Origin of the sequence: Segetibacter sp., assembly GCF_025963695.1 — a bacterium.
Classification (GTDB): domain Bacteria; phylum Bacteroidota; class Bacteroidia; order Chitinophagales; family Chitinophagaceae; genus Segetibacter.
Genome location: NZ_JAOQAH010000051.1, coordinates 1 through 22,797 on the forward strand (window position 1 = coordinate 1; position 22,797 = coordinate 22,797).

Consider the following 22,797-nt stretch of genomic DNA (forward strand, 5'->3'; position numbering starts at 1 on the left):
GGTTACTTTTGCAGGAAAAGCATCTCCTGTCAGCAGCAGGGTTTGGCCCATTGGGTCAGCTTTGCCAAAATACTTTTTTGCAGCCGTTTCTGAGAATACAATACTAAACTGCTCTTTTAAAGCTGTAGTCGGATCTCCTTTTAATAGCTTAAAATCAAACACTTTAAAAAACGCAGAGTCTGCCCATGCAGTGTTTTCTTCCTGAAATTTAATGTCTCCTTTTCTTACCAGCATATTGTCATTACCAAGCACCCGTACAAACGATTCTATTTCAGGAAACTCATCTTTTGCATTTGGGGCCACTGCCCATGCAGGGCCTCCCGCATTAATTACCTCAGTAGGTGTTTTTATATCACTTACTACCCTGTAGATACGATCGGCTTTGGTATTAAATGAATCATAACTCAGTTCGAAGCCAACATATAGATAAATTAAAAAGCATGCAGTCATACCGACTGCTAACCCCATAATATTTATAAGCGAAAAGGCTTTGTGCCGCCACAGATTACGGAAAGCAATTTTAAAATAGTTTTTGATCATATGTTGTGTTTAAGAGTTGTTTTGCGACCCACATTTGTTTTTTATAGTGTCATCGTTGCGTCACATTACGTTCATCGTGGTAACCGTTAGGCAGCTTTAGTTTCCCCTAAAACATGCTGCATGTTGATTTACAGTATAAGTGTGCGACGCAACCAAGGTTATATTCTTGTACGAAAGCCCACTTCATAAAAAAGTTCTTATTTTCTTAATCATCCCTAAAACATCGTATAAATACTGGTTCTGGCTATTCGGTTCTCAAACTCTTCACAGGGTTTGCGATTGCTGCTTTTATTGCCTGGTAGCTAACAGTTACAATGGCAATGATTACCTATACCATTCCCGCCGGCGCAACACAATCTTTTTTAGCATAGGTCATTTAATCAATAAGAAAGGAATATTGATACTTTCTACATCATCTTCTGGTGGGGCAAACGTGCAGCTGCTGACAAATGCAGGAGCTTTATTTGTCATTTATATCGTATAGACATTCCTTTCTCAGCTTATTGTTGAGCACACCTCATACAACGGAAATATAGGTTAGCGTTCCTTTAATTTTTGCTCCAATAGTATTAAAGGTTAATGACGGATGTTGCCGGTATATGATCAATGTTAATGGTTGAAAGGCGTCTTAAAATAATTCGTAAACAAACATGTCAGCCACTCAATACTGATTGTTTTACTGGTCGTTTTTCGAACTTAGCTTTTTGGTTCTTCACTCTACATTGTTGTGTCACTGACTTGTACTTTTTGCTATATGAGCATCAAAGTCTACTTCCAAATTGGTCATCCTAAAAACATATTTTGTAAATGTGGTGGTAATCTAATTATCGAAAGATGGAACGAATTGTAATAGAAGTAAATGATGCTACGGCTAAAAAATGGCAGGATATTTCTCCTGAAATTAAGGGGCAGCTTGAGCGAAATATTGAAAAATAAATGGAAATTCTTTGCCGTGGCGTGAAAGAAGATGAGTTTATGGCCCTGCTTGATAAAATCAGTGATGAAGCAGTAAAAAACGGTCTTACAGAAGAAATTCTTGAAAAATTGCTGAATGAAAAATAACCTGGTTGTTATTAATGCCAATACATTAATCAGTGCTTTTTTATTCAAATATTCTAACCCAAGAAAAGCGTTTGAAAAGGCTATTAAAAAAGCAAAAGTTTCTGCAAGCCTTAACACGTATGATGAATTCAGTGAAGTTTTATTACGCCCAAAGTTTGATAAATATATTTCTGCCGAAGCAAAATTATTAGCATTAAAGTATTTTAGAGAACTAGCAATCTTTGCTGAAATATCAGAAACGGTTGCAGTTTGCTGCGATCCAAAAGACAAGAAATTTCTTGAGCCAGCCACTTCTGCAAATGCCTCTTGCATTATTAGCGGCGATAAGGATCTACTCGTACTGCATCCGTTTAAAGGCATTCCCATTTTTAACGCAATTGATTTTATTAATAATTTTTAACGGTCAATTTTAATATTTCCAGCAAATCTGTTGCAATTCAAAAAATCCCGGTTCTATTCGCTTCTCAAGCTTTTTACAGGATTTGAAATAGCTGCTTTTGTCGCCTGGAAACTAATGGTAACAAATGCGATCACTGCCGACAGAATAGCCGCAACTATAAATACCCACCAGGGAATATTAATACGGTAAGCAAAGTCTTCAAGCCATTGATGCATGGCATAGTAGGCCACGGGAAAGGCAATAATTGCTGCTACCAGCACCAGTTTTAAAAAATCTTTTGACAGTAAAGCGACTATGCTGCCTATGCTTGCACCTAATACTTTTCTGATGCCTATTTCTTTTACCCGTTGGGTAATGGCAAAAGCTGATAAACCAAACAAGCCAAGACATGCAATGAAAATAGCTATGGCGGCAAACACGGTAAAGATGGTTCCCTGCTTCAACTCTGCTTCATATAATTTGCCGAAATTCTCATCAAGGAAGGTGTATTGAAAAGGAACTTCAGGCAAATATTTTTTCCAGATTTGCTCGATGTAAGCTACACTTGAACTGATGTTTTGACCAGTTAACTTTATAGACAATCGGCCGTAATTAGGTACTGCAGGATGGAAGAGCACAAGAGGAACGATCTTTTGATGAAGCGACTCAAAATGAATGTCCTTCATCACGCCAATTACCTCTCCATTTATGTTGCCATACCTGAAAGGCCTGCCAATAATATCGTGAGGATTTTTAATGCCTAGCGAAGCCAGGGAGGCTTCATTCAAGATAAAAGAACCGGTATCATTTGTGTATGCACGCGAGAAATTTCTTCCGGCAGCCATTTTTATTCCGTAAGCCGGTATAAAGTCAGCATCTACAGCCAGGTTTTTAATTGTTGTCGTCACCGGCATCATAGAGTCTCCAACGGCTGCAGACGCATCGCGCGAATCTAGCAACCGACCCGAAGGTATGCGTGAAGAACGGGCAGCTTCTTTGATTGCAGGATTTTGTAATAAATCGTTTCTAAAGCTTTCGAATGAGTCGTTCAACAACGGGTTACTTCTCATCGTTATCATGTAGTTTTTATTGTAACCCAAATTTTTTTGTTGCATGTACTTCAATTGTTTAAAAACAATAGCAGTACTAATGATCAAAATAATGGAGATGGAAAATTGTGTAACAACCAATACTTTTCTAAAAGAAATATTAGCCGAACCAACTTTAAATAAGCCTTTTAAAACCTGGATTGGTTTAAAAGATGACATGAACAAAGCAGGGTAAATGCCGGATAGAATTCCTACGATAAAAGGTACGAGCGTTAACGGTACGAGCACCTGCCATTTTAGTAACATGCTCAACGATAACTCCTGGCCGGATAAAGCATCTAGTGCCGGCATGGCAAGTCTTGCAAGAACCAACGCGAGTATAAGCGCCACCCATGTAAGCAGAACTGACTCAAAAAGAAATTGGGCTATTAATTCACGCTTTTGTGCACCTACTACTTTTCTAACCCCGATTTCCCTGGCCCTTAATGCTGATCGGGCAGTAGAAAGGTTCATATAATTAATGCAGGCAATCAACAGAATAAATAAAGCGATAACAGAAAAAATGTACACCCGTTTCATATCTCCGTTCTGCTCAAGCTCAGAGTCAAGATGAGAGTTTAAATGGATGTCAGTAAGCTTTTGAAGAGCAAGCGCAGTACCGGCTGACGTTTTTTGTTTCCCATTATTATCCATTGGCATCACCTTATCAATAAAAGCAGGAAACTGTGCTTCCATGCTTTTTGTATTGTAATTTTCGGGAAGCAGCAAATAGGTGTAGAAAGAGTTGTTACCAAAGTTGGTTTGTAAGTTTCTTTCTCCGTAAATGGCGGTGTCTTTTAAAGTGCTGAAGGATAATAGATGATCCGCATGCCAGTGACTGTTGGATGGAAGTTTTTCAAAGATGCCTGTTACCTTAAACTGGAATTGCTTATCAAGCCCGATAACTTTATTGATTGGATCTTCGTTTCCGAAATATTTTTTGGCAACATCAGGAGTAAGCATGATGCTGAAAGGATCCAACAATGCTTTTGCCGGATTGCCTCTTAATACTTTAATATTAAAGAATGAAAACACATTTTCATCCGCATACATTCCATTGTTCTCGTTAAATATCTTGTCTTCGTATTTAAAAGTGCTGGTACCGTCAGGTAGTAAACGGGTAACTTTTTCAATATCAGGAAAGTCATTTTTTAAAAGCGGACCGAAAGGCGGAGCGACTGCACCAAGATTTAAGGAAACATCTCCGGATGGCCCAAACCACGAGCGTGTTACCCGGTAAATTCTGTCCGCTTTATCATTGTACTTGTCGAAACTTATTTCATTTAAAATATATGTTAGTATCAACAGGCAGCAGGCGAGGCCGACTGTTAGCCCAAACAAATTAATAGCTGATATAAACTTGTGTTTCAACAAGTTTCTAAAAGCTATTTTAAAATAATTACGGATCATAATCGATGTTTTAACCTTTCCCTCCTCATCTGGTTACGGAAAGGAGGGGCTTTTAGAAAAAGCTTGATGAGGCACTTTTGGTGCTGTAACGTTTGCTGTGCGCTGCTCTAAGTTGTAACGGTACAAGTGTGCGACGCAACGAATGCGTAATAATGATTCAGTTGCCAGGTACAAAAAAAGATCTCTTGTTCTTAATGACTTATTAACAGAAGACCAATGACTTGTTTCATTCTCCCCTTCGGGCCGGCGTTACACCATGATGTTTTCCAACACAGTTTGCCCATCCAACATGCGGATAATGCGATGGCTATAACGGGCATCGTGCTCCGAGTGCGTAACCATTACTATCGTGGTTCCGTGTTCGTTAAGGTCTGTAAGCAATTGCATTACTTCGTTACCATTAGATGAGTCAAGGTTACCTGTAGGCTCATCGGCAAGTATCAGTTTCGGGTTATTTACAACCGCCCTTGCTACCGCAACACGCTGTTGTTGTCCGCCCGATAACTGCTGAGGATAGTGGTTGCGACGGTGCATGATCTGCATCTTATCTAACACAGCTTCCACACGCTGTTTTCTCTCAGGCGCTTTTATGCCCAGGTAAATCAAAGGAAGTTCAACGTTTTCGAAAACTGTCAGCTCGTCAATCAGGTTAAAACTTTGAAACACGAAACCGATATTGCGTTTGCGCAATTCAGCGCGTTTACGCTCGTTGAACTTTGCCACTTCTATTCCATTAAAAAGAAAGCTGCCATCATCAGGATCATCTAATAATCCAAGTATATTAAGCAAGGTAGATTTGCCGCAGCCTGAAGGTCCCATCACAGCCACAAATTCGCCTTCCTTTACTTCAAAAGTTAGTTTATTAAGGGCCACCGTTTCAACGTTTTCGGTACGGTATACTTTTTCAAGTTGCTTAATCCTTATCATATTTTTTGTGGTTTGAGTTGTACTGGTTTTGGTTTAACGAAATCTAAATGCAAGTATATCGAGTGGATGAATTTGAAATTCGACCTCCTTTTGGGTTTGTATTTCATACGTGGCAGAAACGTACGTTTTGCTGATATTTGGGGCTTTTACCAGGCAAATGCAACTGTTAGGAGTGGCAGAACTAAAGCCAAATAATAATACAGCAAGTAGCAAATTTGTAAACAGCTTTTTCATGATGTTGTGTGGTATTGTACCCCTTGTAAGAGTTTGATTTTTAGTTTTGGTTTTCCTCAAGGTTGCTTTATTGCGGGTTACCAGCCTTTAAAATCAGTTCCTGCATGTTTCCGTAATTCTCGTAGCTGGATGTTATTACTTTATCTCCCGGCTTTAATCCTTGTAAAACTTCATAGTAATCCGGGTTTTGTCTTCCCAGCTGTACATCAATCTTGTAAGCCACGTTGCCATTTTCTGATACTTTAAATATCCAGTTGCCCCCGGTTTGTTGAAAGAAACCTCCCTTAGCAAGTAGTATTGCCTGTGTTTCGTCTCCAAGTGCAAGCCTGATTTGCAGGGTTTGTCCGCGGCGTATTCCCTGTGGAACAGCTTCGGTAAATTCCATATCTACCTGAAAGCGACCGTTGGTAACCTGCGTATAAACCTTTTTTATTTTCAGCTTATATGTTTTGTCCGACAAGGTAAAATCGCCCATTAAGCCAGGAAATATTCTTGAGATATAATGTTCGTCAATATCAGCTCTCACTTTAAAGCCACTCGTAACGTCCAATTGACCAAGTCGTTCACCTTTGTTTTTATTCTGACCAATTTCCGCATCCAATGAAGTTAATTGTCCATCTACCGGGGCGCGAACAATTAGGTCGCCTACTTTTTTACGCATTACATTCAGCGCATTTTGAGATCCCTCGTACGATTGCCTCGCTTGTGTTAACTGTTGCAGGTTCGATGAAGAGTCTTGCTTAAGAATAGTCATCGTCAGGCTTTTCTTCTGAGTGTAATAATTATAGTTATTTTCTGCTTGCTTAAATTCCTGCAGCCCAATAGCCTTTTGTTCGTACAGGTGTTTGTTCAGCCTGTATACGCGTTCTGCCTCCTTCAACTGGCTTTCCACATCTGTCATCTGGTTCAGTTTATTCACTGTGTTTTGCTGTGCCGCATTTCTCGAAATTTGCATTTGAGTAAGCAGGTTGTACACGTTCGTTTGCTGCGTTACAAGGCCGAGTTGAAGGTCAGTATTTGAAAGGCGTAAAATGGGCTGGCCTTTCTTCATTTCTGTACCATCGTCCACATATTTTTCTTCCACCCGTCCGCCTTCCATAGCATCAAGGTAAATTGTTGTAACAGGCAACACAATTCCGTTTACGGGTATAAACTCCTGGAAAGAACCTTTTTTAATTTCAGAAATGGAGATTCTTTCTGTATCTACGTTTAACCTGCTTTTGCCCGATGTGAAATATAAACTTGCTGCTATCAATCCGCACACTGCCACAATACCTGCGATTGTTAGAATTCTTTTAGTTCCCCACTTTTTTTTCTTAATAATTCTATCCACTTTCTCGATTATTTTTTAGTTAGTACGATCGTTATTGTTTGCCAACACTTGTTCTTTACGCGGCCGCCGTTGTGTCACTCACTTGTACTAAATTTCTTTATGCGCCTTTTACATTGCCGGCCTCTTCCGTTTGCCTGTACAAAAACTCCTGATTGCATATACTCTGCAATAGCGTGCCGATTCCGTAACTGTCTGATATTCACCTTGCTTCAAATCTTTTGTCAACCATCTTATGTACGCTTGTGTTACAATAAGTGTTCGCTTTTGATACACCCCTTCAGACTTTGTTTTAGGTAGTTATTTAGTTATTACTGTCTTAAGTATGTGGTATGTTAGTAGTACCGCCTAACGCCATTGCAGCAGAAAGCGTTGAAGTTTAAAATAAAGTCGAAAGGGATTTTAAAATGGCGCTGCCGGGTTAATCATGGTGCTCTATAATCGTTGGAAGCTTTCAACATTTCACCTATTATAATTTGTTAGTAATGAAAAGGTTATTTAATAAAATTTAAGAAAAATCCTATCGAATTTATGGTAAACTTGCAGTCAACAAACCAAGGCAACTTCAAAGACATGCTGCTCAAAAACGCTTCGATATTAATCATTGATGATGACCCCGATGTTCTGACTGCAGTAAGGTTAATGTTAAAGACCCAGGTAAAGGAAGTGCTTACCGAAAAGAACCCTGAAAACCTGCGCGCCATACTTGCCAAACAAACTTTTGATCTTATCCTGCTTGACATGAATTTCACAAGCTCGATCAATACTGGTAACGAGGGGTTGTTTTGGCTAAAAAAAGTGAAGGAATTTAAGTCTGATGCAGAAGTCATTATGATTACAGCATATGGAGATATTGATCTTGCGATCCGTTGTTTAAAAGAGGGCGCTGCGGATTTTGTAGTAAAGCCATGGCACAATGAAAAGCTGTTGGTAACTATAAAAGAGGCTCTTAATAAAAAGACCACCGGCAAGTCAAACACAACTCCTGCCGGAGACGGCATCATCAACAAAGAATTGTTGGGGGAGTCTTCAATTATGCAGGATATCTTTTACAAAATTCAAAAGATAGCCCCTACAGATGCCAACATTTTAATATTAGGTGAAAATGGTACGGGAAAAGATTTAATCGCAAAAGCCATCCACCAACAATCACTAAGGTCTAATCAACCTTACGTGAAAGTAGATGTTGGTGCGCTGGCCGACTCACTGTTTGAAAGCGAATTGTTCGGGCATAAAAAAGGGGCGTTTACCGATGCAAGAGAAGACCGTGCGGGCAGGTTTGAAGCGGCTAACGACGGCACTCTTTTTCTTGATGAGATTGCAAACATTTCGCTGCACCAGCAGGCGAAGCTTTTAAGCGTCTTACAAAACAGGCAGGTAATGAGGTTGGGCGATAACCGTGCTATACCCATTGATATCAGGTTGGTCTGTGCTACCAACGTTCCCCTGCAGGAGCTGGCCAATGAAAGCCGTTTTAGAAAAGACTTGATTTATAGAATAAATACGGTGGAAATAATGGTACCGCCATTACGAAAGAGAGGAAATGACATTATTCTCTTAGCAAATCATTTCAGTAAATTTTATTGTACCAAATATTTAAAACCATGTCTTCAGCTCGATCAAAGCGCGATTGATAAAATGCTCCATTACAATTATCCGGGGAACGTAAGAGAGTTGCAATACACAATTGAGCGAGCGGTGATAATGGCTGAGGAAGATGTATTATCAGGAAATGATATTATTTTCTCGCCTATTGAATCAAGTCGCTCTCTGGAAGATGAGCCCGACGAATTGAATTTAAGCCTGGTAGAAAAAAACACTATTTTAAGGGTTATCGAAAAACATAGTGGAAATATTTCAAAAGCAGCGAAAGAGCTAGGTCTTACACGCACTGCATTATACAGGAGATTAAGTAAATATGATATTTAGGGAGAGTTTAGAAGGTAGGGCTTTGAGTATGTTGATGAGTTTAGAAGCCCTTCATAAACAATCAAACACCTTGTTGAAATCTTAAATCTCATATCTCAATCCTTTAACCATCACATTTAAAAATATCGATGTTTTTTAAAACTACTGAATGGCGGATAGTAATAAGGGTGCTCCTGCTTCTGATAACCCTGTGCGCAGAGGCGTTTTGTCTTGTTAAACAGTGGTACCTACCCGCCGCCTTATTGTCACCTGTAATTATTTACCTGGTGGTAGATTTTTTTAATTTTCATCGTGAGGCACAGCAGGAGTTGAGCCAGTTCGTGGAGGCCATTCACTACCGTGATTTTTCGCGCAACTTCGATGTTAAACATGCACCGCTCGATATTCAACCTCTCAGGAAAGGATTTAATGAAATTAATTCAACGTTTAAGGTTATCAGTAAAGAAAAGGAAACCCAATATCAATATTTGCAGAAAATACTTGAACTGGTTGATACAGGAATATTGTCGTACAAACACGACAACGGCGAAGTGGTCTGGATGAATGAGACTTTGAAAAAGATGCTGTATTTGCCTTATTTGAAAACCATTCATTCGTTAGGTAAAAGAGATGAAGATTTATACAACCAGGTAATTGCATTGAGGCCAGGTGAAAGTAAAATTGCTACAGCACATACAGAAAAAAAATCTTTCAAAGTGCTGCTGTCTGCTACTGGTTTTCAAACTGACGGAGTGAAGTTTACGCTCATTGCTTTTCAAAATGTGGACGAAGCTTTAGATGAGACTGAATCTAAAGCATGGCAAAAATTGCTTAGTGTAATGACGCACGAGATTATGAATTCTATTGCACCTATTTCTTCTCTCGCTGACACTCTAAAAAATCGATTAGATGATTCCGTCTCAGGTCTGAATAATAACGAGGGAAGTGTGGATGATTTGAAATTAGGTATAGATACGATTAAAAGAAGGAGCGAGGGTTTATTGAAATTTGCGGAAACTTACCGAAACCTTAATAAGATTACAACGCTTAACCTGAAGAGGGTTTACGTTCGCGACTTGTTTGAGAACCTAAACACTTTGATGGAACCGACCCTCGACAAGAAGAACATCGACATGGAAATTGTTCTTAAAGATCCAAGCCTGGTTGTTGATGCTGATGTTACCCTGGTAGAGCAGGTTTTGATAAATCTGGTAGTAAATAGTATCGATGCAGTAAAAGATCGGCAGGATGCAAGGATCGTTCTTACAGCAGAGGTAAACAGCAATAAAAAAATTATTATAAAGGTTGGAGACAACGGCCCGGGCATGAGCGGAGAGGTGCTTGATAAGATTTTCATTCCTTTCTTTAGTACTAAGAAGAGCGGCAGTGGTATTGGTCTAAGCCTTTGTAAGCAAATTATGATGCTTCATCATGGAAATATTCATGCTCAGTCAGTAGAAGGACAGGGAACCACCTTCCTGCTTCAATTTTAGCAACCTGTTATTTTCTTTCGCGCATGTCTGCAACATAAAACCTCAATTTTTCATAATTGAGGTTTTATACATTTCTACAGATTTTCAAACGCTACATTCAAAGTGATAAAGCTAAAGTATCGACTTACTTCCTTTTCAAGGATAGCGGGAAATTTAGCTTGAAACTAAGATTTCTTCCCATATTATAAATGCCATTGTATCTTCTTGAACTGCCCGGGTAGGGTTCAAAATATTTTAGTCTGTTTAAATGAGATTGATATACGACGTTAAATAGATTATCAGCTATGATCGAAAAAGTAAGAATTGTTTTTCCTTTTCCGGTTGTTAGGTCGGCTCCAAATCCCGCATTTACCAATCGGTACCCCGGGGTGGAAGTTTCTGTATCGTAAGCCAGGTACGCCCTTTTTTGTGCTAAATAATTCTCCAATTGCATCTTTATAAAAACGTTTGAAAAATGAGTGGAGAGTTTTTTAAAGTTTCCTCTCAGTTCAGAGAAAGTATGTAGGGGCGGTACAAATGGAAGATATTTCGAACTGTCCGATATGCTCTTTTGATTATTTACACCCTTGTTGTTTCCATAGACCAGTGACAACGAATTTTCGAAGTGCAGCCAGTCAAGCGGATGGGGGTGAATGTCAATACTTATTTCTGCTCCATACAGATGTGCTCTTGCGGCCTGAAACTGGAATGTACGATTGCCTGCCACTATCACAGAGTCTTCTCCCTTGTTGTTTAATACTTTTTCGTTGAAAATAAAGTTCGAGATGTTGTTGTTAAAAAATTCGGCATTGATGGTTATATGAGGAGTATTATAATTGACGCCAATATCTTCCTGCAAGCTAAACTCGGGTTTGAAGTTGAGATTGCCCAACTGATAAATACTGGTACCCGGATGAACCCCATTAGCAGAAATTTCTGAAATGTTAGGCGCTCTAAAACCTCTGCCAATATTAAATTTAGCCGTTAAGTTTTCTGAAAAACGATAGGATAGACCCAGGCTTCCACTAACTCCCGAGAAAGTTTTCTTGTAAGCGTAGAAGGGTCGGTCAGCAGTGGCTGTGTTTGCGCCGGAAACAGCATATGTGAATCCTGTAGCAACATCTTGTTTCGTGTACAACGCCTCATTAGTGAAATTGCGTATGTCATATCTAAAGCCGCCTGCTATCTCCAGCTTGCTTAATGATTTTTTTACAAAAATAAAAGGGCCGGCATCAATTTGGCGATAGTTAGGAATAATAAAGTCTGTTCCTTTTGTTACATTATTAGTCTGATGCATCCCATTAATACCACCAGTAAGGCTGAAACCTTTTTTCTCGCGGAAGTAATACTTAACGTCGTAAGAATAAGTATTTAGTATAAGGTAAAGACCAGCGACTTTAGGCACTTCGGGGTGACTAAACTCCTGCCTCACGCTTTTTTGATAGGCCAGATTAAGAGCAATTCTCCCTCTTCCCACGCTAAAACTGTTTGCGCTGTACAGCCTATAATGTTGTACCCGTTGGTGCAAAGGAGTAATTGTGTAAGATCGCAGCTCCTTGTCCGATACTATAGGCCTCACGGTATCTGCTTCTGTAATTTGCTTTGTAAACCTCCTGGTTGCAGAGTCTCTGCTTCCATCAGGTATCTCCTGCAAATTGTTATAAGTTGAAAAACCAAGGTGAGAATAACCCCAGTTACGGTTTAATCCTATCAGACCGCTAAAATCCGTCTCTCTAAAACCCGTTCCATACACCCTGCCGTCAATTTTATTCCGGTAATTAGTTGCCATTTTATGAGAGAAGGTACCTCTCCAGCTAAATGAATTTTTGTTACCGGCGAGTGTGGCGGAGTTAAAAATTAAGCCGTTGTTAGTTTGATATTCATTTGAAATACTTCCGGCTATTGAACCAGGTGAGGGAGGATTTAGGGGGATAAGGTTGATTACGCCAGCTACAGCATCAGACCCATAAATTAGACTTGCAGGACCCTTTACTACTTCGACTCTATCAACAGTACTCTGATCTATTTCAATGCCATGTTCATCGCCCCATTGCTGGCCTTCCTGTCTTACGCCGTCATACAATGTGAGAATGCGATTGAAACCCAATCCGCGAATGAACGGCTTGGAAACATTAGGGCCTGTGGTAACCGCATTAATACCGGGAACATTTGATATCGCATCAATAATATTTGTACTAAGGTTTTGCTGAAGATATTGCCGGTTTACAGAAACAATTGGAATAGGACTTCTCCTTATTGATGTTGCTTTTGACGAGCCTGTAACAACTACTTCCATTTCTTCGGTGATAGATTCTATCAATACAAAGTTTAGAGTAGTGTTCTCTGTCAAAGAGATATTTTTTACGTTGCTTTTATAACCAATATGACCAGCCTGAATGATGTAATCACCTGCAGGTATATTCTGTAAAGTGTAATTACCATTGTCATCTGTAGCAACGCCGGTTTTGAGGTCAGGAATATAAATACTGGCGCCAACCATAGCGCTATCATTTTTTTGGTTTATAACCCGGCCCGTTATGGAAAACCTGGATGAACGGCCTTGGGTAATAGCAGTAATTGCTTGGGCCTTTGCATAATCAGGGACTATACTGTATAGAAAAAGAAATAGAATTAAGATTAAAAGTGATTTCATTAAACTTTATTAAAGCATGACGGAAGGCAAAAAATGCACCATTCAAAAAATGTTTTGCAACAGGAAGATTAATCATTATGTTTTTGAATAATGATTATGAGGAGTAAAATATTAAGCGTTTGCTGGCGGCCCTCGGAGTTCTGCGTAAAAATGATGTTGAGAATAGAAGTTTTCAATGTCAGGAACGACGAAAGTGAAAACTATAGTTGAAGTTTGAGATGTGGAAGGAGTAGAAAAGTGGATGAACTGCTTTTGACAAACAAAGCAATCAAAATGACAATTGATGCCTGCTTGTGCCACCTCATTTGTTTGTTTATGATGGTGTACAACTGTATGGTCAGTATGACCTAAAATTAGATTGTGAAATATAGTAGCAGGGGTAATACTGAAAGCAAGTATGCAAATCAGTAACACGTTTACTATTTTACGTAATATGGTTTTACCTTTTACCAATGCCGTTTATCCAGCTACAAAATAAGTAAATAAATTATTAGATAATTTATTTTTACTAGAAATGGTAGCCTTTAACTTCTACTCTTTTCATTCAACCAAGTTTACGTATACCTCCCGATAGTCTTAGCCGCTTTATAAATCCTTGGTTTATTTGCTTATCGCGGTTATAATTATTTCTAACAGTATTTTTTCTGCCACTATGACTCGCCAGTTTTTGCTATTTACGCAGCAAAAACTTGGTTTGTTTAATGCACCCCGCGGTGCTTATTCAAACCAAAAAAATAAAAAAGGTATTGCAATGAATGCAGAGATGCTTCTTCTAACCAGTTAGAGGCAGTGATGCATTGGTCGAAGGCTTAAACGAAAAAGAGACTGCCTCTTTCTTCTGAGACAGCCTCTTCTAATGTTCACAGGGGTTATAAGGTACTCGTTTCTTTGTAAACTTATTTGTCTAGAAGGAAACCGAGGTTTTTTCTTTAACCAAGACGGTTGTTGGCGCGGGGGTTATTACTTAACCACGATCAGTTGCTGGTTGTAGATGTGGTAGTTGAAGTGGAGCTGAGCGTAGTACGTTCCTCCCCTTAAGCCCTCTAGCCTATCAAATTTTATTAAATTCATTCCATGAGATATAGTGACATTTTGGGTAGCGACGAGTTTGCCTGATAAGTCAGTAATTCTTGCCGATCCCTTTCCTTCTTTGACCGCCATTACTTTTATTATAATGTAATCTTTAGCCGGATTTGGAAAAACTGTTACCGCAGTAATGCTAAGCTCAGGCCTTGTAATTGTGTTGGCAATGCTTGTTGTTCCTTCTACGCTTGAAGATCTTAGCGACTCATTATTTTTTCTGCTGCAGTTTTTGTGTTTGCAATCAGCGTGTTTGCAATCGCTTTTACAACTATTGTGTCCACAGTTTTTATCTCCGCAATCAGAATGTTTACAATCATTTTTGCAGCTGTTGTGTCCGCAATTACTATGGCCGCAGTCAGTGTGGGTACAATCATTTTTACAATCACAATGAGTTGTACATGGAGAGGCTTTTAATTTTAAACCAAAATCAAGGGTTAGATTACTGTTGTTATCTGAACCATCGTTTACGGGTTCATCACCTGCAGAAAGAGTGATTGTATTACAAAATACTTCACCATTGATGGTTTTTATTCCGTTGTTGTCATTGTTTTTGTCATCATCAGGGTTTGTGCTACCAATCGTAACCGGGGCATAAGTATTTCCAGTAGTAACACCCACGAGGTATTTGCCGGCAGCAAGATTACCAAAGTAATAAGTACCGTCGTCGGCAGTTGCTAAGGTAGAGATAGCCGTGCCATCAGCCACATTGTTACCATCCTCATCAGCGTATAATTTTACAGTCAATCCACCGATACCTGGTTCATGTATTTCCTTTGTTCCGTTGCCGTTCAAATCGATGAACACCATATTTCCTACACTCAGATTAGGACAGCTTGGAGGGGGTGGTGGAGGTGTAAAATCGGTAAAGCCAGCATCAATAGTAAAGTCGCTTTTGTCGGCTGCAAGAATAACGGTTACCGGTGCACCATTTACAGGGTCGCTGTCTTTTGCATCATCATTGCCCTTGTTTGAGGGACTTGGGTGTAAACCGTCTGGAGTTTCAAAGGTTATTTTGTAGGTTCCTGGTCCAAGGTTAGGGAAATTATAATAGCCACTTAAGATCGGGGCGTTCGGATTATTATCTCCCTTATACTCATGGGTTTTTGCATACGCAGTTCTGCCATCAGAGAAAGTTATGGTAACCATTACGTTGTCTATGCCGGGCTCGTTTGCTTCCTGGATACCATTTCCATTTAAATCATTCCATACAAAATCACCGATGTAAGCATTACCACACTGTGCAAGGTCAAATGTATTGTTTCCGTTTGTGTCATCGCCGTCAACAGCATCTGTTGGCTCTTCTCCTGCATCAAGCGTAATTGCGTTTGTATAAAGGATGCCTTCTCCCGCCTTATTGTTTCCTTTTAATCTAACCAGGTTATTGTCGTCATCTTCATTATTATCAGGAAAAGGACTTGTAGCCTGCGTAGTCGTATTGGGGCTTTGCTGATAGCCGGGTAAAACCGGCATCGAAGCTATATACCGTCCTTCAGCCAGATCTGTGAACTTGTAGAGGCCCTTTGCATCACTTAACGTAGTCTTAATAGCTGCTCCGTCAGGCATGTCATCGCCGTCCGTATCCCTATACAAACTAATAGGTGCACCCGGAATGCCCGGCTCGCCAACATCTCTTTTTCCATCACCATCAAAGTCGTTCCATACCTGGTTGCCTAAACTGAGGGTTGATATAATTACTGCCCTGGTATAGAAACCTGCATCAATGGTAAGATTGCTTGAGGCCGCCGACACTAGCACGGTTACACTGCCGTTCGCAGGATCACTGTCTTTTGCATCACTGGTTCCCTCGTTTATAGGAGATGGTGTAAAGCCGGCAGGAGTACTAAAGCTTACTTTATAGTTACCTGTCGATAAAGATGAAAACAAATATTTGCCGCTAGCATTTGTTGTCGTTGTACGGGTGGTAACACCATCAGGGAACGTTAATTTCACTGTTACCCCTTGTATACCGACCTCGTTTAAATCCTGAATACCGTTTGCGTTTTTGTCGTTCCAAACAAAATCCCCCATTTGACTGTTGCCACAGAGAGGGATGTCTAGTGTGAGGTTTGAATTTAAGTCATCCCCATCTGTTGCAGTTTCGCCTGAAGCCGATAAGGTAATCGCTTTAGATCTTACTTCGCTTCCGGCCTGGTTTGTACCAATCAGAGTAACCCCGTTGTTATCGTTATTCACATCATTGTCAGGATCAATCGTTGATACTGGACCCCGTGTATATCCCACCGGAATGATTACACCTACAATATAATTTCCTGATTTAAGTTTCGAAAATGAATATATACCAAGGGAATTGGTAGTGGTGGTTGCAACAGCACTGCCATCAGCTATGTTGTCGTTATCATCGTCTGCATATAACTTAATAGTAGCACTGGATACACCTGGCTCATCTGCTTCTTTTGTTCCATTGGCATTAATGTCGTTCCATACAAGATCTCCTAATTTTAAAGGAGGAGTTCCACCTGAGCAGTAAGTAGCGATATTCGAACAATCAATACCTGTTAAAACATGAAGCTTAAGGCTTTTATCGGTACCATAGACAGGAAAAGTAGGTTTAGCGGCGCATGGCGAAACATTTGTTCCATCAGCCATCACAATCCTTACATCTATATCACTTAACGCAGTGGTAGCATTTGTAATGGTAAGCGTTGGTGCAGCGGTCAGCCGCCCTTTTGCAGTTGCATTAGAAGCAGTGAAAGTAACACCGTTAATAGTATTGCTTCCGTTTACGAAACACTTCCACGCGCCGGACTTATCGCGGAACTGCCAGTTGTAATTTGTGTTAGTCGCTGTAGCACTTAAATGTGCATTTACAGTAACGGTATTTCCTGCGCAAACATAGCCACAAGATGAAAAGTAATCAACAGTATGGGCTTTTAGCGAAACTGCATTAGAGAAGATTAACAAGAGTAAAAAGAGTGTTTTTGCAAACAAGGCATACCTCCTGGTTTTAAAACAAAATTGATAAGTAGAAAGATGATGCATAAGCGTTTTATATTGAATATTAATGAATAAGAAAGCATTAGCCTATAATTAAAGCGTCTGAATCTGTAAGTGGAAACCTATCAATTTCTAAAACTTTATTGCAAGGGAAGGACACTGCATGCGTCGAACCACGAAAAGAATAGCGCTTATAAAAATGATGATCGACAGCTCACAATCCGGCTACATTAATGTCACAAGGGGTACGGAGGAGGTAATTGTTGTATGAATATTGGATTTACTACGTAAGGGTATACTTATAAATTGAATGATCTTACATAAGTAATCCTTCTACACATTGTATTGATGAATGATGAATAAGAAAAGTTGCAAGAGAACCTACTTGTGCTTCTTTTTCCCTCACCCACTTTTAATTGCACAACCCACGGAGAGGCCTTCAGGTTTTATTCCGGTGTTTACGACCTGTGTTGTATATGAAACGCACCTGAAGAGTTGGGACTCTTAGAACCCGTTCGTTTGCATTTCCCGGTATAGGATTTTTACTTCCAGAAATGAAACCTTTTGCTTCAACCGTGAGAAAAAAAGTTTACATGAGTTTTTTAAGCCAGCAGTTATATTGATTTTTTAAACTAATTAAATAATTGGCTCACAGTACCGATACTTAACACCTGCCATCTTTTCTTATTTAATCCGATTGAAAATATACAACAAGATGCAAGTGGCATAAGGTTCGCCTAAAGGGAGGTCTATACTTTTGATCGAACCTGGCCATAATAATTGGTTTTTGGGTACGCGGATTAATAGTATCAACCGATTATGTATGGGTTTTAATAATAAACGTTGCACAGAATCGTTGTTAACATCATTATTTTATTCATGCTATAACAAAATCAATATTTAGTCTCAATTGAGCTTTTTATTTTAATTACCAGAGACTGAATTTGCAGGATGCCGATCGGGGGTTGAAGAAACGTGACTAATAGCGTGGGTGCGTAAGTGAGTTATGATTGTCAAAAATATAAAGACGTTCTCAAGAGGTGAACGTCTTTTCGCTCAATGTCTTTGCTCTGACATTTAAACCAATATTATGAAGAATCTTTACCATAAAGCAGCGGAAAAATCTAAAAAGTATTTCAAAAACCTTTTTGTTCTCTTTGTTTTGATCACAGGTTCTTTGTTTTCCTCAACTATTTATGCTCAAACGTATAGGAGTAGTTCTCAAAGTACAGCCCCATCGGGGGATAAAACGCTCGATGTTTCTAAACCTGCTAGTTTACAAGTGGGAGACGTTATGATAGCAGCGATAAGTGTAAGACCCTGGAATGTTAATATAAATGGGGTGCCAACGGGATGGGTATTTGTAAGAAATACAGCTGCGGGAAGTACGGGAGAAGGCGGGGACAACCAGCAAAGCATTTATTATAAAATAGTAACCGCTACTGATTTGCTTCCAACTACGACCCTTTACCAGTGGAAGTTCAACCAGAGTGAAGGGTCCGCAGGCGGTATCATTGCATTCTCTGGTGTAGAAAATAGCTACAGTCCTATCGATAAGCATGCGGGTGCTCCATCTGGGTCAGGTCTTACTTTTTCTTCGCCCAGCATCAACACTACCTACCCCAATGAAGTTGTTATCGGCATTCATGCATATGGTTCCAGTGGAACCTGGACTAACCCTGTAGGCGCTACTTTTCCTATGGTTCAAAGAGTAGACATAGCGTCGAGGACGGTTCCAAATGTGTATGGTGTGTCGATGGAAATGAGCCATGGAGTAAAAGTTACTGCGGGTGCGACTGGCAGCGTATCAGCAACTGCTTCTAACGATGCGGAGGTAGGAGTATCGCAAATTATAGCGTTAATGCCCAATACTCAGATTTCTTATCCCGGCACACCGTACTGCAAAAACGAAGGAACGGCACCGGTAACGCAAATAGGTATACCGGGAGGAGTGTATTCGTCTACAACAGGTCTTAGTATTAATTTAGTGTCAGGTGCCGTTGATCTGTCTGCAAGTAACGCCGGAACTTATGTCGTCACTTATAAGTACGGTATTACTCTTCAATATTCGACAACCACCTCCATAACGGTAAATCCAGTTCCAACTGAAGAAATGAGTGGGAGTGTTACCATTTGCCAAAATTCGGCTGCACCAAATATTACTTTTGCAAGTGACAATGGCACCGCTCCTTATACATTCACTTATAAAATTGGTGGAGGAGCAAATCAAACGGTTACTGCAAGTGGAAATTCTGTTACAGTTTCTCAAGCCACTGCAATAGCCGGAACTTTCGCCTACACATTAGTAAGCGTTGCAGATGCTAATGCCTGTACTTTAACTCAAAGTGATGTTGAAACCATAACGATTAGTCCGTTGCCAACTGCTACTATTGGCGGAGCGACAACTGTTTGTCAAAATGCTACTGCGCCAAACATTACATTTACAGGAGGGGGAGCAACAGCACCTTATACTTTTACTTATAAAATAGATGGGGGATCTGACCAAACAGTAACAACTACGTCAGGGAATTCGGTAACAGTAGCCCGACCTACAACAAACGTAGGCACTTACACTTATACATTAGTTAGTGTATCCTCGGCTAACTCCTGTTCACAACTTCAAAGCGCCAGTGCTGCTATAACTGTTAACCCCTCGGCTGTAGCCAGTATTAGTGGCGATGCCACTGTCTGTCAAAATTCCACTGCTCCAAGTATAACATTTACCGGCTCGGGAGCAACGGCGCCTTATACATTCACTTATAAGATTAATAGCGGAGTTAATCAAACTGTTACAACTACTACAGGAAATTCTGTAACACTAACTCAACCAACAACAACAGCGGGCAGTTTCACTTATACCCTGGTAAGTGTTTCCTCACCGAATTCCTGTTCGCAACTTCAAAGTGGAAGTGCGGCAATAACCGTAACAGCTCCTGTAGGAACACCTGTATTTACCGCCGGTTCAACATCTAGCCGTTGTCAAACGGCTGCCACAACTACCTATGCTGCATCAGCTTCAAACGCTACTTCCATTACTTATAGCCTCGATGCTATAAGCACATTGGCCGGCAACAGTATAATAAGTTCTACGGGAGCAGTGACTTTTGCAGCAGGATGGACAGGTAATTCTACCATCATCGCTACGGCAACAGGATGTTACGGCCCTACGACTGCTACGCATACTGTTACTACAGCGATAGCGCCTTTAGCCAGTTTTAATTACACAGCTAATCCCTACTGCACTAACGGAGGAAACGCTTCTATAAGTTTTTCAGGTACTGGCGGCGGAACGTTTTCTTCTAGTCCTGCCGGCTTATCCATTAATGGAACTACAGGTTTTGTAGTTGTTCAGGCTAGTACCCCTGGTGCATATACAGTTAATTACACCATTGCGTCTACAGCTAGTTGTCCTACCTATGTGGTAAGTGCGCCGCTTACTATAAATATTCATGCAATCTGGAATGGCTCCGTGAGCAGGAACTGGCACGACCCAAACAACTGGTCTTGTGGAGGAGTACCAACGTTGACTTCAAACACGGTAATACCATCAGGTATGCCTCGATATCCAATTATTTATTCCGGAATTGGAACAACCAATAATTTAACTATTCAAACTGGCGCTTCGATTGTAGACTCCGCTTCCTTAAAGGTTGGCGGTATCATTTATAACAGTGATAATGGCTCTGTTGATGCCTTAGCGGGAAAAGTTGAATTTGCTTCTAATTCTTACCAGGTCATTCCTTCTAAGATTTTTAACCTGAAAACGATTAAGGATATTGTCATAAGTAATGCAGGGGGAATAAAGTTATCGGGTCCACTGAGAGTAACAGGATCTGTAGCGTTTGGTAATGTAAATAATACTGTCTTTACAACTGGGGACTCGCTAACACTTGCTTCTGTTGCAACTTCCGACGCTCAGATAAAGGATATTACGAATGCTGGAATAAATTCAGGCAATACCATAAGCGGGTTGGTCATTGTTGAAAGGTACATGCCGGCAAAAAGAGCTTACCGCCTTGCAACTGCCCCGGTAAACTCTACGAAGAGTATAAAATTTAACTGGATGGAAAATTCGCTCAATCCGGATCGGTACAACAGGGTTGCTCCTTACCCCGGTTATGGTACTAACATAACCGGCATGGGCGATACAACTAATGGGTTTGATCCTACCCAAACGCATAACCCTTCTATGTTTACTTTCAACAACGTAGGGCAGGCCTGGGTACCAATACCAAATACCGGCGGAGTAATGACCGCAGGAAATGCGTATAGAATTATTGTAAGGGGTGACAGAAACATTGATATGAATAGCAATACGCCAACGCCGACACCCACCACGTTAAGGGCGACAGGAACAGTTGTTACAGGCAATTTTACTGTAGTTAAATCAGGCTCCGCCGCTACAGCCAATCTTGCTAATCTTTCAGTAACACCGAATGCATACAATCTCATAGCCAATCCTTATGCTTCTGCTATTAATTGGCTCACTGTTAATAAAACAGACATTGGAGGTACGATTTATATTTTCGACCCAACCATAGCCGGCAGTGGAGGAAGGGGAGGGTATAGTGTATACAACTGCATTGTTGGAGCAGTAAGTAACAACGGTTCAATTGCGGATAATTACATACAGTCAGGACAATCATTCTTTGTTCAGTCATCTGGTCCAAATCCTTCTATCACTTTTAAAGAAACAGACAAAGCTGGTTTGCACAGACCTGTTTTTAGAACAGGAAGTGAATTGCCAAATGTTTCTGTGCAAATATTATTGCCAGCACAGCAGCAAACGTCTGAATCAGCCGACGGGGCCAAAGTTTATTTTTCTGAGGATTTTGATAATTCAATTGGAAAAGAAGACTCTTATAAGTTTGCAAACCAAGACGAAAATATAGCAATAATAAGCAGTGGAAATCTACTTAGTATAGAGGCGCGTAGACCGGTAGCAACAGGAGACTCAATACAATTAAAACTGTGGCAGTTAACTCAGAAAAATTACCTGTTAAAACTCAATTTTAATAATTTCTCTTATGGGCTTGAGGCATACCTGAAAGATAAATATTTAAGTACTATCACCCAGCTTAATACAACTGGTGAAACCGTGGTTCCTGTTACAATTACTTCTGACGCTGCCTCTACTGCACCAGACCGTTATAAGATTATTTTTGAAAAATTTACAACACTTCCTTTACACCTGTTAGGTATAAAAGCTGTAGAAAAAAACGGCGGAGTTGAAGTGGGATGGATTGCCGAATCAGAGAGTAATATGGATAGATACGAGATAGAAAAATCTGTTGATGGGCACCGGTTTGTAACGGCGGGAACTGTAAAAGCTAAAATAGACCCGGGAACATCATCAAACTACACCTGGTTCGATTTGATGCCTAACAAGGGAGATAATTTTTACAAGATTAAGTCTGTTGATAAAGAGGGTGCCATAAAATATAGCAACGTTGCCAAAGTGAAATTGGAAAAAGGGGTTTCAGTCATAACACTCTTTCCAAACCCTATTCAGGGAAAAGTGATAAGGCTTCAGTTTACCGGGATTAAAAAAGCAAACTATAACGTTAGTCTGTTTAATAGCTTGGGCGACAAAGTACACAACGGTACTATTTCCCATGGTGGCGGTTCTGCAAATCATTCAATCGAACTAAAAACATTTTTACCAAAAGGAGTATATCAATTGCATGTTTCTGATAATTTAGATAAAGAAACAATTTCAGTATTAGTCCAATAATTTCAACAAGGAAAAGGCTGAT

The 22,797-nt window shown here is 40.1% G+C and carries 12 protein-coding genes; 5 read left to right on the forward strand and 7 right to left on the reverse strand.

What is annotated here, in order from left to right; genetic code table 11:
* The coding region (locus JWR87_RS08690; RefSeq protein ID WP_297818387.1) for an ABC transporter permease at positions 1–540 on the reverse strand (540 nt) is incomplete at its 3' end.
* 936 nt (positions 541–1,476) lie between these two features.
* On the opposite strand from JWR87_RS08690, the gene JWR87_RS08695 reads away from it, so the two are divergent.
* Positions 1,477–1,602, forward strand: a complete 126-nt coding sequence (locus JWR87_RS08695; protein WP_297818389.1) for a hypothetical protein — start codon at positions 1,477–1,479, stop codon at positions 1,600–1,602.
* Positions 1,592–2,002 (forward strand): putative toxin-antitoxin system toxin component, PIN family, encoded by a 411-nt coding sequence (locus JWR87_RS08700; protein ID WP_297818392.1) that lies wholly within the window; start codon positions 1,592–1,594, stop codon positions 2,000–2,002. Before JWR87_RS08695 ends, JWR87_RS08700 begins: the two co-directional genes overlap by 11 nt.
* 53 nt (positions 2,003–2,055) lie before the next feature.
* Here JWR87_RS08700 and JWR87_RS08705 read toward each other — a convergent pair whose 3' ends face one another.
* The 4 genes from JWR87_RS08705 to JWR87_RS08720 all read right to left on the reverse strand — a co-directional run bounded on the left by JWR87_RS08705 (position 2,056) and on the right by JWR87_RS08720 (position 6,973).
* A complete protein-coding gene (locus tag JWR87_RS08705; protein WP_297818394.1) occupies positions 2,056–4,479 on the reverse strand; it encodes an ABC transporter permease in 2,424 nt (807 codons plus the stop codon).
* A 249-nt stretch (positions 4,480–4,728) separates the two neighbouring features.
* The gene (locus JWR87_RS08710; protein ID WP_297818396.1) at positions 4,729–5,406 is read right to left on the reverse strand and encodes an ABC transporter ATP-binding protein; all 678 of its coding nucleotides are present in this window, start codon (positions 5,404–5,406) and stop codon (positions 4,729–4,731) included.
* Positions 5,407–5,439: 33 nt separating this feature from the next.
* Complete coding sequence (locus tag JWR87_RS08715) at positions 5,440–5,640, reverse strand: hypothetical protein (RefSeq protein WP_297818399.1); 201 nt, start codon at positions 5,638–5,640, stop codon at positions 5,440–5,442.
* Positions 5,641–5,707: 67 nt separating this feature from the next.
* A complete protein-coding gene (locus tag JWR87_RS08720) occupies positions 5,708–6,973 on the reverse strand; it encodes an HlyD family efflux transporter periplasmic adaptor subunit (RefSeq protein WP_297818402.1) in 1,266 nt (421 codons plus the stop codon).
* 528 nt (positions 6,974–7,501) lie between these two features.
* On the opposite strand from JWR87_RS08720, the gene JWR87_RS08725 reads away from it, so the two are divergent.
* Both JWR87_RS08725 and JWR87_RS08730 read left to right on the forward strand, forming a co-directional pair.
* Complete coding sequence (locus JWR87_RS08725; RefSeq protein ID WP_297818405.1) at positions 7,502–8,899, forward strand: sigma-54 dependent transcriptional regulator; 1,398 nt, start codon at positions 7,502–7,504, stop codon at positions 8,897–8,899.
* A gap of 128 nt (positions 8,900–9,027) precedes the next feature.
* On the forward strand, positions 9,028–10,371 hold the full coding sequence (locus JWR87_RS08730) for a HAMP domain-containing sensor histidine kinase (RefSeq protein ID WP_297818407.1): 1,344 nt from the start codon (positions 9,028–9,030) through the stop codon (positions 10,369–10,371).
* A 124-nt stretch (positions 10,372–10,495) separates the two neighbouring features.
* Here the strand turns inward: JWR87_RS08730 and JWR87_RS08735 are convergent, their stop codons facing one another.
* Positions 10,496–13,003, reverse strand: a complete 2,508-nt coding sequence (locus JWR87_RS08735; RefSeq protein ID WP_297818410.1) for a TonB-dependent receptor — start codon at positions 13,001–13,003, stop codon at positions 10,496–10,498.
* 960 nt (positions 13,004–13,963) lie between these two features.
* Positions 13,964–17,086: an SdrD B-like domain-containing protein gene (locus tag JWR87_RS08740; RefSeq protein WP_297818413.1), complete on the reverse strand. Its 3,123-nt coding sequence runs from the start codon at positions 17,084–17,086 to the stop codon at positions 13,964–13,966.
* 1,045 nt (positions 17,087–18,131) lie between these two features.
* On the opposite strand from JWR87_RS08740, the gene JWR87_RS08745 reads away from it, so the two are divergent.
* Positions 18,132–22,775 (forward strand): T9SS type A sorting domain-containing protein, encoded by a 4,644-nt coding sequence (locus JWR87_RS08745; RefSeq protein WP_297818416.1) that lies wholly within the window; start codon positions 18,132–18,134, stop codon positions 22,773–22,775.
* The last annotated feature ends 22 nt before the right edge of the window (positions 22,776–22,797 follow it).

Bases quoted from the DNA above. Each gene is read 5' to 3' on its own strand.
- JWR87_RS08695 (WP_297818389.1), top strand. From the start codon at position 1,477: ATGGAAATTCTTTGCCGTGGCGTGAAAGAAGATGAGTTTATGGCCCTG.
- JWR87_RS08700 (WP_297818392.1), top strand. From the start codon at position 1,592: ATGAAAAATAACCTGGTTGTTATTAATGCCAATACATTAATCAGTGCT.
- JWR87_RS08705 (WP_297818394.1), bottom strand. From the start codon at position 4,479: ATGATCCGTAATTATTTTAAAATAGCTTTTAGAAACTTGTTGAAACAC.
- JWR87_RS08710 (WP_297818396.1), bottom strand. From the start codon at position 5,406: ATGATAAGGATTAAGCAACTTGAAAAAGTATACCGTACCGAAAACGTT.
- JWR87_RS08715 (WP_297818399.1), bottom strand. From the start codon at position 5,640: ATGAAAAAGCTGTTTACAAATTTGCTACTTGCTGTATTATTATTTGGC.
- JWR87_RS08725 (WP_297818405.1), top strand. From the start codon at position 7,502: ATGGTAAACTTGCAGTCAACAAACCAAGGCAACTTCAAAGACATGCTG.
- JWR87_RS08730 (WP_297818407.1), top strand. From the start codon at position 9,028: ATGTTTTTTAAAACTACTGAATGGCGGATAGTAATAAGGGTGCTCCTG.
- JWR87_RS08735 (WP_297818410.1), bottom strand. From the start codon at position 13,003: ATGAAATCACTTTTAATCTTAATTCTATTTCTTTTTCTATACAGTATA.
- JWR87_RS08740 (WP_297818413.1), bottom strand. From the start codon at position 17,086: ATGCATCATCTTTCTACTTATCAATTTTGTTTTAAAACCAGGAGGTAT.
- JWR87_RS08745 (WP_297818416.1), top strand. From the start codon at position 18,132: ATGAAGAATCTTTACCATAAAGCAGCGGAAAAATCTAAAAAGTATTTC.